Source organism: Aliiglaciecola sp. SL4, from assembly GCF_041538045.1.
GTDB lineage: Bacteria > Pseudomonadota > Gammaproteobacteria > Enterobacterales > Alteromonadaceae > Aliiglaciecola.
This window is the reverse complement of record NZ_JBGOSE010000006.1, coordinates 43,773-56,692: the sequence shown is the minus strand read 5'-3', so window position 1 is coordinate 56,692 and position 12,920 is coordinate 43,773. Positions and strand designations below refer to the sequence as shown.

The window sequence follows — 12,920 nt, the reverse complement described above, 5'->3', positions numbered from 1 at the left end:
TCTGCTCCTTGTTTAGCTCAACTTTCGACTCACTGCACATGCGAGTCACGATTTATGCTGTATATGTGGGGAGCGGTAAGGAATTTTCAAGCGCTAAGGCCCAAGTATCTCAAAAAATGAAGACAATATAGTTGGATCAGCCGTGAATTTCAGGTTTTAGCCTAGAGGCCATGTTCTAAACCTAACTTGTAGGCGGCGGCTTTAGCCCCGCAAAGAAAATGATAAACCCATGGCCTAGAGGACTTGCTACAGTCCCGCGGAAGAATTAAAGGTCCCAGTACCAAATTTGGCAAGAACCAATACCGATACGTTGAATAACATGTCGGTCTGTCTCGGCGTCTCTTTTATAATCATAAGGACCTAAAATCACTCGGTACCATAGGCCGTTTTTGCCTTCACTGGCTTTCACCAAAGATTCTAATCCTTGCAACGCTAACTGAGCACGCATCTTTTCGGCTTGTTGTTTCTGTCTAAATGAACCACATTGCATCAAATACGGACGTTCTGATTTTTCTTGTTCTTTTCGGTCGATCTCTACGCTGCCATGTTCCAATTCTTCAGGATAAATATATTCTTCTTTTGGCATTTCAGGCAACGACTCTTGCTCTTTGGCCTTTACTTCGACCTTGGGCTTTTGAGTGCTTTTCTGTTTGTCTTGTTGTGCTTCTTGTTGAGATTGTTCTGCAACAACATCGTCGGAATCAGAGGAGTGACTTATAACCCACAAACCATATGCGAAGCCACCTACTAAAATTAATGTGATAAATAGTAGGATCCAAGGACGCTTCGGCTGCTGCGCTTTTTTAACAGGTTTCTTTTTAGGTGCTTGACCCCGTTTTACAAAATCTTTGTGTGCCATATTATTAATTATTTTTATTAATGAGAGTCTGATTTTTAAGGTAATGTACTAATGAAAATGCAATTGAAATAGCTGAGTTGGATATCTCAGAAGATGCATGTTACCTCTGAGTAAAACCAAATAGTAACGTGAACAGCTAGATAAAACCAACATTAAAAACGTGACTTACATGAAATCCTGGGGGTCAATATCAATTGACCAACGAACTTTTCGCGCCATGGGTAAGGCCTCAATTTCAGCTGCAAAATGACCGATAACCTTGTTAATCAGCCCTCGACTTTGACTCTGCACTAAAAGCTGCATGCGGTATTTGCCTTGACGTTTTTCCATAATTGCTGGAATAGGCCCAACCAAATGTACCTGAGGATGTTGTAGCATTTGCGACACATGAGATAGGAACTCAAATCCATCTTGTGCTTTTAAAGATTCCGTGCGAAATAAAGCATGAAAACTAAAAGGAGGTAAATTGGCTAACTTTCTTTCGCTAAGTGCAAATCGCGCAAAATGACCGTAACCGTTATGAATTAAGTCTTGTAGAAGTGGGTGTCCAGGTTGATGGGTTTGCAACCACATTTCGCCAGGCTTCTGAGCTCTACCTGCTCTACCGGAAAGTTGGGTGATAAGCTGGGCAAGGTGTTCAGACGCTCTGAAGTCAGCACTAAACAAAGCGCCGTCTGCATCTAAAATCACCACTAAAGTGACATTGGGAAAATGATGGCCTTTAGATAAAATTTGGGTGCCGATTAAGATCTGATGGGCGCCACCATTAATTTCAGTCAGTAAGTTATCTAATTTAGCTTTCCCTCTGACACTATCACTGTCAATGCGAACAGAACTGTATTGGGGAAATTCTTGTTCCAAATACATGGTTAATTGTTCTGTGCCCACACCTTGGGTGATTAATTCATGATGACCGCACTCTTTGCATTGTTTGGGTAATGGCTTAGCTGCACCGCAGTGATGGCATTGCATCTTGTGTAACGACTTATGCACTGTGTAGGGTTTATTGCAGCGTCGACATTCTTCAACATGCCCACACTGATGACACAATAGTGCCGGTGCAAAACCCCGTCGATTAACAAATAACATAACTTGGTTACCGGCTTTTAAGTGCTGTTCAATGCGCGTCAACATGCCCGCAGCCAACCCAGCAGTTAGTGGTTGATTGGTAATATCTAAAACACTTTGTTTCGCTTGTAGAGCATTACCAGCTCTTTGATGAAGTTGCAGCAACTGATAGCGCCCCGTTAACGCATTATTCAGAGACTCTAAACTCGGTGTTGCTGAACCTAGGATTAGTGGTATTTTATGTTCCTTGGCACGGATAACCGCTAAATCACGAGCGTTGTATTTAAGTCCATCTTGTTGTTTATAGGACGCATCATGCTCTTCATCTACAATGATCATTCCAGGCCGTGCCATAGGCGTGAAAATAGACGAACGAGTGCCAATAATAATCCCTAGCTTTCCTGAGCGGCTTTTTTGCCAAACTGCTAAGCGTTCGTTGTCAGTAAGATTAGAATGCAGAATCCCTACTTTAATCTCAAAGCGCTTTTCAAATCGTTTGACCGTTTGTGGAGTCAAACCTATTTCAGGCACCAGTATCAATACTTGTTTATGATTTTTAAGCACCTCTTCGATACTTTGTAAATACACTTCAGTTTTACCACTGCCAGTAATACCTTCTAACAAGAAGCACCTGTATTTAGCTAACGATTGACTGATAGCGGTGATGGCTAAGGCCTGTTCAACATTGGGCTGGGGCTTTTCAATCGTTTCTGGAAGGGAAAATTCCATGGCCTCATCTTGTTCATCAACAGACTCGAATTTGGCAATATTTTTTTCCACCAAACCTTTGATCACTGTGTCTGTGTAGGTTTGTTTAAGCGAACTCACGGGGATTGCTCGCTCTAACAGCTCAATATACAACTCACGTTGTTTTTTAGCGCGATTGAGTTGTTCGGGAATGACTGCCTGATTACCCTCAATTAAACTCAACACTTGAATGGGTTTTGGCTTATCAGACTCTCCTTTACGCAGTGCTACAGGCAGAACCGTGTGCATCACCTCACCTATTGGGTGATGGTAATAACCAGCCAACCAATTACACAATGACAATAGGGTTTGATCGATAACAGGTTGCTGGTCAATCACCTGAGTGATGGGTTTCAATTTGTTTAAAAACGGTGAGTCTTCGGTGGTACTGATGATGATACCAATGAGTTCTCTTGGCCCGAATGGCACTCGAACACGACAACCGGGTTGCAGACCAGTATGTTCATACAAATAATCGAACAATTGTCGCTTGGGTAACGGCAGTGCAACTTGATAAATGGGCATGGGCGAAATTCGATAATCCTAGACGATTTAGTGCTATTAAAGACACGATATGGTTAACAAACAGTCAAAAAACAACTTGATCAATACAATCCTTTACATTAATATGCGCGCCTCTTTGCGGCAAGCCGCTATTTAATTTAATTTGCGTATGGTGTGCAACTTCGGGTTGTATAGCGATACGGCCCAGAAATGAGGTAATCCATATGAAACAAGATATTCATCCAGAATACACAGAAATGACAGCAACTTGCTCTTGTGGCAACAAAATTGTTGTACGTTCAACCCTTGGAAGAGACATGAACCTAGACGTATGTTCTGCATGTCACCCTTTCTACACTGGTAAGCAACGTAACGTTGACACTGGTGGTCGTGTTGATAAGTTCAAGAAACGTTTCGGTGCATTGGGCAAAAAATAAGCCTAACTGCTACGAATTCGAAAAGGCGCTTAAAGCGCCTTTTTTTGTGCCTGTTATTTTTAAATCTCTTATTGGATTATTCTGCAATTAAATCATGAATATATCGAAGTGAGGGTAGCTTTCTCTCCGACTGATAAAATAAACGATTTAGCCGACCCAATAAATTAATTGAGCGACTGGGATCTTTTGGCTTGCGACGATGAGAGCTTGCTGTCTGCAAAAACTCCCAAGGTTTTAAGTTCATACTCGCTATCTGTTCGCTACTAATTCCCTGCGCACGAATAGTAGATAAAATACGTTCTGTTTTGCTTTCCTGAATCGGGATGACCTGTTCAGCGTAGACCTCTGCAATAGGGTCGCCAATTGCAGATAGACTATTATTAATCGCCTGCCAAACAACATCATGGTCAAATGGATGATTACTAGGCGCGTAATATCCCATAATTTCCCACTCTAATTCCACATTGCTTACAGCAATAGAACTCTGCAATTCGTGGGAAAAAGACAAATCTGGTCGAGCTCCAATGTTGTATACATCAACCGAGAAGCCCAGACAAATGACTAAATCTCCAGTAACCTGAGGGTCGTGATATAAAGCTTCAAATGCTGCCCGTTTGACCCCCATCCAACCATGCACTATGGGTGTTTTGGTAGCAAAATCACGTACATCGTCAGGTAAATCTTCGCCGTACTTATCAATAAATAAAGGAAGTGGATCTTGTTGCAGCTGATCGTCCGGTACCCATATTTCATACTCCTGACGATTGTCTCCTTTACCACGACTTTTAATCCCATATGACAAGTTTGTGGGTCGACAAATATTGCGATCTTCGCCAACTCGATGAAAGTATTCTGAGCGGAAACGTTTAATAAAAGGAGCATCAAAGCCTGCAAGTGCAGCGGTTGGGTAACGGAAACCCAAATCGCTTTTCGCCACAAGACATAGTCCAGGTAAAACCTCCGTTAGAATTGTTTTTACCCCCTTTAAAGTAGACAAATTAGGTAAAACAATACTGCGCTCAGGCTCTATGCATTGCCTTTGGCCATCAGGGCTAATAAATTTTGGCGTTTTGTGATAACCATATTCGCCAAAACCAAGTTGTGCGGCATGGGCGTTTCTAATTAATGCTAAATCAGTGAATAGTGCATCATGATTTTTTATGTGCTTGATTAAAGGTCGATTATCGGTCATAGGCTAAGAATGAATGGATCGGTATTTTTTATATTAGGTACTCAAGTTATAAAGTGATACGTGCTCTAACACAAGTGAAAGATTTAGAGTAAGTACTAATGAAAAGGTATATAAACAATATAAACTTTTACAACTTAACAGGATAGAATATCAGTCAGTATATAGTTACATGCAAACCTATATCATATTCATGAATAGTATCCATAGCCTCATCTGATATGTGCTTTTGTTTGAGCTATGTTACATTCGTTCAACTGGTAGCAGACGCTTAACATATTTTTAAAGATATTTAACCGCGCTAAAATAAAAATAATAAGCTGATACTAATTAATAACTCTTAACCGAACACTCCGTTAATTAACAGAAAAGGCGATTAATGGATGTACCATTCAAAGTAAGGACCAAGACAGTTATGTCTGACTTTCGACACAAAGCATTGGATTATCATTCTAAACCTGTTCCGGGAAAAATTAGCGTTGAACTAACCAAACCGGCTGAAAGTGTTACCGATTTAGCATTGGCCTACAGCCCCGGTGTGGCTGAGCCTGTAAGAGAAATAGCCGCAGATCCAAATACAGCCTATTTATATACTGGAAAAGGTAATACTGTTGCGGTCATTACTAACGGCACTGCTATTTTAGGCTTGGGTAATTTAGGCCCTCTTGCATCAAAACCGGTAATGGAAGGCAAAGCTTTGTTATTTAAACGCTTTGCCGGTATAGATTCAATTGATATTGAGGTTACTCACCGTACTACCGAAGAGTTCATCAATACCGTAGCCAATATTGCAGATACCTTTGGCGGTATTAATCTAGAAGATATCAAAGCCCCTGAATGTTTTGAAATTGAGCAAGAATTAATAAAACGTTGTTCGGTACCTGTATTTCATGATGATCAACATGGTACAGCCATAGTCACCGCTGCCGGTATGCTAAATGCCTTGGAGATTCAGGGAAAAAATGTTGGCGAGGTTAATATTGTGTGTATGGGAGCTGGCGCTGCAGCAGTCGCATGCATGGAGCTATTAATTAAATGTGGTGCTCAACGAGAGCGAATTTACATGCTAGATACCAAAGGCGTAATCCACACTCGTCGTGACGACCTAACCCCTCATAAACTGATGTTCGCTAACAATACTGACAAGCGCACGCTGGAAGATGTGATGGACGGTGCTGATGTGTTTGTAGGTGTATCAGGCCCTGATGTATTGCCTGCCGAAGCCCTTAAATTAATGGCTGATAATCCAGTTATTTTTGCTTGTTCGAATCCTGACCCAGAAATTAAGCCAGAATTAGCCCATAAAACCCGTGATGACCTTATTATGGCTACAGGCCGATCCGATTATCCTAACCAAGTTAACAACGTGCTATGTTTTCCATTTATCTTCCGCGGCGCATTGGATGTGAGAGCGTCTAAAATAAATGACGAAATGAAGATTGCGGCAGTTAATGCTATTCGCAGTATTGCCAAAGAGCCAGTTCCCCAGCAAGTACTGAACGCCAGTGACATGGACTCTTTAGAGTTTGGTCGTCAATATATCATCCCTAAACCTATGGATCCGCGCTTGTGTAAACGAGTGGCAACAGCCGTAGCTCAAGCCGCTATTGATTCAGGTGTCGCAGCAATAACTGAGGTACCTGACAATTATTTGGATTGATAAAAAAGGCGCATCGCGCCTTCTTTTATTTTAGCGGGCTGCAAATATCAGGCGTGCTAAGCTTCGGTTGCTGATAATACAAAATTGCGGTCACCTCTTGCTGAGGTGACCGGTTAAATTTACCTTAATCTATTCTGAAGTTAATTAGTCTCTGTTACGACCAAACTTATCGTGACTACTTACCCAATGGCCACCAATAACAGCACATGCTAAGGAAATATCCCCAGCCAGCACTGTAGCAGCCACTATCTCTGCAAACTTATTAGCTTTGCCCGTTCCATAACAGTCCATTAGTTGCAAACACTCTTTTTGGGTAGGTAATCCAGTACCTCCACCATAAGTTGCTACGATTAAGGACGGCAAAGTAACAGAAAGATAAAAATCACCGTTTTCTAGTAACTCATGGGAAAGTAGACCTGCATGAGACTCAACTACGTTGGCTTCATCTTGACCTGTGGCGATAAATAGCGAGGCTATTCCATTAGCTGAATGAGGACCGTTATAGGCCGCACCAGCCATCAATGCCCCGGTATTGGCTAAAACTGTAGCCCGCGCCAACATTTTCGTATCAACTTTCATGATCTTTTTGAGTACGTCTTTTTTCAAGACGATTTCCGCGATGACGCGTTTACCGCGAGAATGCAGCATATTTAGGTGCGAGTGTTTTTTATCTGTATCCATATTACCGGATAGTAGATATTCACATTTTTCAGGGTAATTGGCGACAATCCACTCACAGGCAGCTAGGGTGGCTTTACCCACCATATTCTGTCCTGCCGCATCGCCAGTGGTATAGTTGAAACGTAAATAGCGGGTCTTTGAAACAGACCACTGCATGATATGTTCAAGCTTACCAATAGTGGTGGTGGTTTCAGCCGCAACTTTAATCTCTAAAAAGTGTTCATCTACCCACTTCCCAAACTCACGAGCTTCTCTGGCATTGGCAAAGATAAATGCTGGAGCTCGTTGCATATATTGTTCAACAACTGTGGTGTGAACCCCACCACACTCGTTTATTACGCGCATACCTCGGCTATAACTAGCAACGAGAGTACCTTCGGTCGTCGCTAAAGGAACGTGAAATAATCCCTCTGCATATTCACCATTTACTTGAACCGGTCCAGCGATGCCGACTGGCATCTGTACTACACCGATGAAATTTTCGATATTACCCGGAAGCGCCTCAGGGTCGATAGAAAAATGCCCTGTGTGTGGCAGCTCCGTGCCCGTTTGCTCAGTAAGGTATTCACGACGCTTTTGGGCCCACTCGAGACTATGATCATTCATTGTATTGCGCGGGATACGTGGTGTTTTTACCATGTTGGCTTGTCCTCAATTGGCGATATTTATATGACTATCTATTCATGCCGTTAGTTATTAATAAAATAACAAACGCCATTCTTAATACAATTTAATTGAATGCAATCTGCTTGCCATAACAAGACTACTGTATAAAGATGAATAAATCATGAAACTCACTCGAATCGTGACTATTTTTGCACCAATGTTGGGATTTTACAATTGGGTATTGATGCAAATACAACATAGTTTATTTACTGATTCTTTAATACTAACTTAGTCATCTACTTCTTTAACTTCAAGCCCCATGGCTTCCATTAATTCTCTAGCTTCTTTGGGAATACGATTTGGATTATCTTTGCGCAGATCATCATCATCAGGAAGCGGCTGACCTGTAAAGGCGTGCAGAAACGCCTCACACAACAATTCTGAATTAGTTGCGTGTCTTAGGTTATTCACTTGTCGACGGGTGCGTTCATCCGTCAAGACTTTAAGTACCTTTAATGGAATTGATACTGTCACTTTTTTTACGAGTTCACTCTTTTTACCGTGTTCAGCGTAGGGATGTATGTATTTTCCGTTCCACTTTGCCATACTGTTGCTCTTTTATCTTTCTTATAAGATGAAAGTCTAACCTCAAGTCTATTAGATGTCTAAACATCTTGACGGCTTATCATTCTCAGTTTAGTTTAGACGTCTAAACGGCTAATGTTAGTTTACCTTTAAACGTACTGACGAATTAAGCTGATATTATTATTATTTTTTACCTATTGGAGTACAGCATGGTCTCTTACGCACAAGGTATTGAGTCGCTCAATCAGTCGCTGTCTGAATTAAGTGATATCAATGTTTCTTTTGAATTTTTCCCGCCAAAAACGGAACAAATGGAACAAACACTTTGGAAATCAGTAGAGCGCCTTGCGCCGTTAAAACCTGCCTATATGTCAGTGACCTATGGTGCCAATAGTGGCGAAAGAGATCGCACCCATGATGTGGTTAAGCGTATTCAAAGTGAAACGGGGATAGCTGCTGTCCCACATTTAACCTGTGTAGATGCAGGCAAAGAAGAATTAATTCAAATTGCTAAAGATTATTGGCAGTCAGGCATTAGACGAATAGTAGCCTTACGAGGAGATCTTCCCGCAGGTACTCAAAATACGGAGATGTATGCAGCAGATCTAGTGGCGTTGTTAAAAGATGTCGCCGATTTCGACATCTCTGTTGCTGCATATCCAGAAAAACACCCAGAAGCACCTAATGCTCAGTTTGATTTGCTCAATTTGAAGCGGAAAGCGGAAGCCGGTGCCACCCAAGCCATTAGCCAATTTTTCTTCGATGCAGAGGTGTTTTTACGCTTCAGAGACCGTGCAGCTGCCGCAGGTATCGATTTAGATATTGTTCCGGGCATTTTACCGGTAACAAATTATCAAACACTAAAGCGCTTTGCAGGCTTCACTAACGTTCACGTACCTAGCTGGTTACACAAAATGTACGATGGTTTAGAGAAAGATGATCAAACCACTCGAAACCTTTTGGGGGCAAGTATTGCAATGGATACGGTTAAAGTATTAGCAAAAGAAGGGATCCGTGACTTCCATTTTTACACCCTAAACAGAAGTGAGTTAAGTTACGCCATTTGTCATTTATTAGGCGTTCGAGCACAAAACGGATAAACTAATGGGGCGATAAATTCATTTTGAGAGTGGTATGACACAGCAAAACTGGTTTACACAAATTAAAGCCTTTTTAGGGCACGTGTTTATAATCGTGCGCAATGTGTTACACCACTGTCAAAAAGATAATATTGGCGTATCCGCAGGTCACCTTGCTTATGTTTCCCTGCTATCTCTTGTGCCCTTTATTGTCGTATTTTTTAGTATCCTTTCCGCGTTTCCGGCTTTTTCAGAAGTACGAACTCATTTAGAAGAGTTTGTGTTCAATAATTTCATTCCCACGTCGGGGGATGTTTTACAAAAACATATGACAGAGTTCGTCGACAACGCCTCTAAGATGGGAGCCTTGAGCATTGCGTTTTTGGTGGTAGTGGCTTTAACTCTTATTTCTAATGTTGATAAAACCCTAAATAGGATTTGGCAGGCCAAAAGTGAACGTCCTGCCATCTACACTTTTGCCATTTACTGGATGGTTCTCACTTTAGCGCCGCTGTTGATTGGGGTAAGTGTGCTAGTCAGTTCATATTTGGTTGGTCTAGCCAACTACGCTGATGAATATACCCCAGGTTTTAGTACAGTTCTGCTCAAAGTTGTGCCCTTTGTTACCTCAGTGTTTGCCTTTTTTATTCTCTATATGGTGGTGCCAAACAAACAAATTAGCTACAAACACGCCTTGTCTGGCGCAATATTGGCTGCTGGTCTGTTTGAGTTATCCAAAAAAATGTTTGCCATGTATGTGGAAAACTTCCCGTCTTACCAAGTGATTTATGGCGCGATTGCAGTCATTCCTATTTTGTTTGTATGGGTATATTTAAGTTGGATATTAGTGTTGGTGGGCGCTGAATTTACCCGAGCACTGGAGCGAATCATGCCAGAAGAAGATACCGGTGAAGAACGCAATTTAATGCCTAATGATGAAAACTCAGATTAGCAGAATGATTTTTTAGCACAACTTAGAAGCACAGAGTTGACTAAGTCTGCATGGATTTACAAAAGGGGCAAAGCCCCTTTTTTCATGATTGAATGCTGGTGATAAATTCATTGCTTTGAGAAATAGCGGAATTCATTTCTTCAATCAACAGATCAATATCTTTTTTGATGAGATTGAATTCACCTTGCAGCGCGCCAACTGCGTTAGCATTTAGATTATGTTTTAAATACAGAACATTATCCTGCAACGCTGAAAGTACGGGTGGCATTTTAGACTCTGCTTTACGCATGGCGGATATCAACGAATTATAGCGTCGCTGTGTTTCGCGCAATTGTTTTTCACTGTCGCGCTTCAACTTAGCGTTAGAATACTTTTCAAGTTCTTCAGCCCATTCATCAAAAAGCGCTTCAGCAACACTCTCAACCTTATCAATTCGGCTACTTACGTTATCAGCGGCACTTTTACTCGCTTCATATTGACCACTAAGATCGTCATAAACGTCTTGTAACTCACCACCGTCATAATTAATTAACTGACTGAATTCGTCCAAGGCTGAGGCAAATTGCAATTGTGCATCTTCTTGAGAATCTTTTGCGTCCTCTACGCGATCAACTAAGATATCGCGCTTTTCAACACCAAGCTTTTCCCATGCCGCATAATAAGCACTTTGACAACCAAACATCACCAAACTAAAGAATACGATTACTAGATTTTTCATGTTTATGAACCTTTGTACTTTGCAGCATCAATGATAGCCCAAATATAAGCTATCCCCGCTATAACACCTGGAACGATTAAGAACCAAAGGGCTGCGCCACCGAAAAAGACAATAGCGAAAATAAGCGCAGCTAAAATTCTGCCCTGTACTAACTGTCCTAATCCTGGAAAAAAGATATTACATATTGCAGCAATCACATTGCCGCCAGATCCTTGTCCCGCCATTTTTGCCTCCAAAATCGCGTTATTATTAAATAGAAAACTTATATTTTATCAATTAAGTGCTAAATTAAAGCAAATGGATTCAATAAACAAACAAAAGCGGAATTTATGAGCCATATATATCCACCGATAAAAACCTATCATAGGGAAATGTTAGACGTAGGTGATGGGCATCAAATTTATCTGGAACAATCTGGTAACCCCGAAGGTCTGCCTGTTTTATATCTACATGGTGGTCCTGGTGCAGGCCTGTCACCCATGTATCGAAGTTTTTTTAATCCGGAAGTATACCGAATTATTGGGTTTGATCAGCGAGGTTGCGGTCAATCACTTCCTTTTGCAAAACTTGAGCACAATACTACAGATCACTTACTCGCAGACATTGAGTTTATTCGTAAACATCTAGGTATTAAAAAATGGATGCTTTGTGGCGGCTCTTGGGGCACAACGTTGGCCCTACTGAGTGCTATTGCCAAGCCAGAAGCCGTTTCCGCGATTATTTTACGTGGCGTATTTTTAGGTCGGAAACAAGATTTTGAATGGTTTATTGAACAAAGTGGCGGGGCTGCTCAACTCTTTCCCGAATATTATGACGAATTCGTGGGAATGGTTAAAAATGGCGCGAAAGATCTATCGGTAACTGATCGCTTTTATCAGATATTCTTACATGGAGATGAACTCAGCCGGGTACATGCCGCGAAATCTTGGTGCATGTGGGAGGAGCGTATATCGGTGTTAAATAGCACCGTTAAAGAACACGATTTCCACCAGAATTTGAGTCGCGCTGCCAGTTTGGCTTTGCTCGAGTGCCATTACATCAAAAATAACTGCTTCATTATTGAAAACCAAATTTTACAGAATATTCATAAAATTGATTCTATTCCCGGTACCATAATCCACGGTCGTTTTGATATCGTATGCAAAATGGAAAATGCTTACACTTTGAGTAATGCTTGGCGCGAAGGCCAGTTATTGGTGGTTCCAGAAGCCGGACACAGTGCATCTGATCCAAGAATAAGCGATGCAATTTGTCACGCAACCGATAGAATGGCTAAATTTTTGACAGAGAAACAATCTTGATAGCACTAATCCAACGGGTAACCCATGCCCATGTAGAAATTGACAATAATCTTGTTGGCCAAATAGATAAAGGCATGATGTTGTTGTTAGGGGTCGAAAAAACCGATAGTGAAGAGACAGTCAAAAAGCTTGCCAATAAACTGATGAAATTGAGGATATTTAGCGATGCTGAAGGCAAAATGAACCTTAATATTCAACAGTTTGGCGGAGCTATGTTAATTGTTTCACAATTTACTCTGGTGGCTGATACTAGCAAGGGTAATAGACCTGGATTTTCTAATGCAGCTCCTCCTGAACAAGGTAAATATCTGTATCAGCAATTCGTTGAATACTGCCAACAACAAGGAGTGGAATGCCAGACAGGTGAGTTCGGTGCTGATATGCAAGTATCCCTTACGAACGATGGTCCCGTGACATTTCATCTGCAAATAAATTAATCTGCCTATTGTGCGTCGTCTGCGATTGCGTTTTAATGATGAACATTTTTCGCGGGCTAACATCTATATCAGACAAGGTTTTTACTGAGATATTTTT

General features: G+C 41.4%; 13 protein-coding genes. 6 read left to right on the top strand and 7 right to left on the bottom strand.

The window, feature by feature from the left end; translation table 11 throughout:
- Positions 1-265: 265 nt before the first annotated feature.
- Positions 266-859 (bottom strand): SPOR domain-containing protein, encoded by a 594-nt coding sequence (locus AB6T38_RS10470; RefSeq protein ID WP_372547271.1) that lies wholly within the window; start codon positions 857-859, stop codon positions 266-268.
- Positions 860-1,024: 165 nt separating this feature from the next.
- Positions 1,025-3,199: a primosomal protein N' gene (gene priA, locus AB6T38_RS10465; RefSeq protein WP_372547270.1), complete on the bottom strand. Its 2,175-nt coding sequence runs from the start codon at positions 3,197-3,199 to the stop codon at positions 1,025-1,027.
- 203 nt (positions 3,200-3,402) lie between these two features.
- Between priA and rpmE the strand changes: the two genes are divergently transcribed.
- Positions 3,403-3,615, top strand: a complete 213-nt coding sequence (gene rpmE, locus AB6T38_RS10460; RefSeq protein WP_216049138.1) for a 50S ribosomal protein L31 — start codon at positions 3,403-3,405, stop codon at positions 3,613-3,615.
- A gap of 76 nt (positions 3,616-3,691) precedes the next feature.
- On the opposite strand, the gene AB6T38_RS10455 is transcribed toward rpmE, so the two are convergent.
- Positions 3,692-4,807: a hypothetical protein gene (locus AB6T38_RS10455; protein WP_372547269.1), complete on the bottom strand. Its 1,116-nt coding sequence runs from the start codon at positions 4,805-4,807 to the stop codon at positions 3,692-3,694.
- 412 nt (positions 4,808-5,219) lie between these two features.
- Between AB6T38_RS10455 and AB6T38_RS10450 the strand changes: the two genes are divergently transcribed.
- Entirely contained in the window at positions 5,220-6,464 is a 1,245-nt protein-coding gene (locus tag AB6T38_RS10450) for a malic enzyme-like NAD(P)-binding protein (protein WP_372547268.1), read from the top strand.
- 144 nt (positions 6,465-6,608) lie between these two features.
- Here the strand turns inward: AB6T38_RS10450 and AB6T38_RS10445 are convergent, their stop codons facing one another.
- Both AB6T38_RS10445 and metJ read right to left on the bottom strand, forming a co-directional pair.
- Positions 6,609-7,784, bottom strand: a complete 1,176-nt coding sequence (locus AB6T38_RS10445; protein ID WP_372547267.1) for a hydroxymethylglutaryl-CoA reductase — start codon at positions 7,782-7,784, stop codon at positions 6,609-6,611.
- 255 nt (positions 7,785-8,039) lie between these two features.
- On the bottom strand, positions 8,040-8,357 hold the full coding sequence (gene metJ / locus AB6T38_RS10440; protein WP_303471594.1) for a met regulon transcriptional regulator MetJ: 318 nt from the start codon (positions 8,355-8,357) through the stop codon (positions 8,040-8,042).
- Between the two features lie 188 nt (positions 8,358-8,545).
- Here metJ and metF point away from each other — a divergent pair, with 188 nt between their 5' ends.
- Both metF and AB6T38_RS10430 read left to right on the top strand, forming a co-directional pair.
- A complete protein-coding gene (metF, locus tag AB6T38_RS10435) occupies positions 8,546-9,436 on the top strand; it encodes a methylenetetrahydrofolate reductase (protein WP_372547266.1) in 891 nt (296 codons plus the stop codon).
- A gap of 34 nt (positions 9,437-9,470) precedes the next feature.
- Entirely contained in the window at positions 9,471-10,367 is an 897-nt protein-coding gene (locus tag AB6T38_RS10430) for a virulence factor BrkB family protein (RefSeq protein ID WP_372547265.1), read from the top strand.
- Positions 10,368-10,449: 82 nt separating this feature from the next.
- On the opposite strand, the gene AB6T38_RS10425 is transcribed toward AB6T38_RS10430, so the two are convergent.
- Positions 10,450-11,085: a DUF2959 domain-containing protein gene (locus tag AB6T38_RS10425; RefSeq protein WP_372547264.1), complete on the bottom strand. Its 636-nt coding sequence runs from the start codon at positions 11,083-11,085 to the stop codon at positions 10,450-10,452.
- A 2-nt stretch (positions 11,086-11,087) separates the two neighbouring features.
- The gene (locus tag AB6T38_RS10420; protein ID WP_372547263.1) at positions 11,088-11,309 is read right to left on the bottom strand and encodes a hypothetical protein; all 222 of its coding nucleotides are present in this window, start codon (positions 11,307-11,309) and stop codon (positions 11,088-11,090) included.
- Between the two features lie 105 nt (positions 11,310-11,414).
- On the opposite strand from AB6T38_RS10420, the gene pip reads away from it, so the two are divergent.
- Both pip and dtd read left to right on the top strand, forming a co-directional pair.
- Complete coding sequence (gene pip, locus AB6T38_RS10415) at positions 11,415-12,386, top strand: prolyl aminopeptidase (protein ID WP_372547262.1); 972 nt, start codon at positions 11,415-11,417, stop codon at positions 12,384-12,386.
- Entirely contained in the window at positions 12,383-12,823 is a 441-nt protein-coding gene (dtd, locus tag AB6T38_RS10410; protein ID WP_372547261.1) for a D-aminoacyl-tRNA deacylase, read from the top strand. The genes pip and dtd overlap by 4 nt, the downstream gene beginning before the upstream one ends.
- The last annotated feature ends 97 nt before the right edge of the window (positions 12,824-12,920 follow it).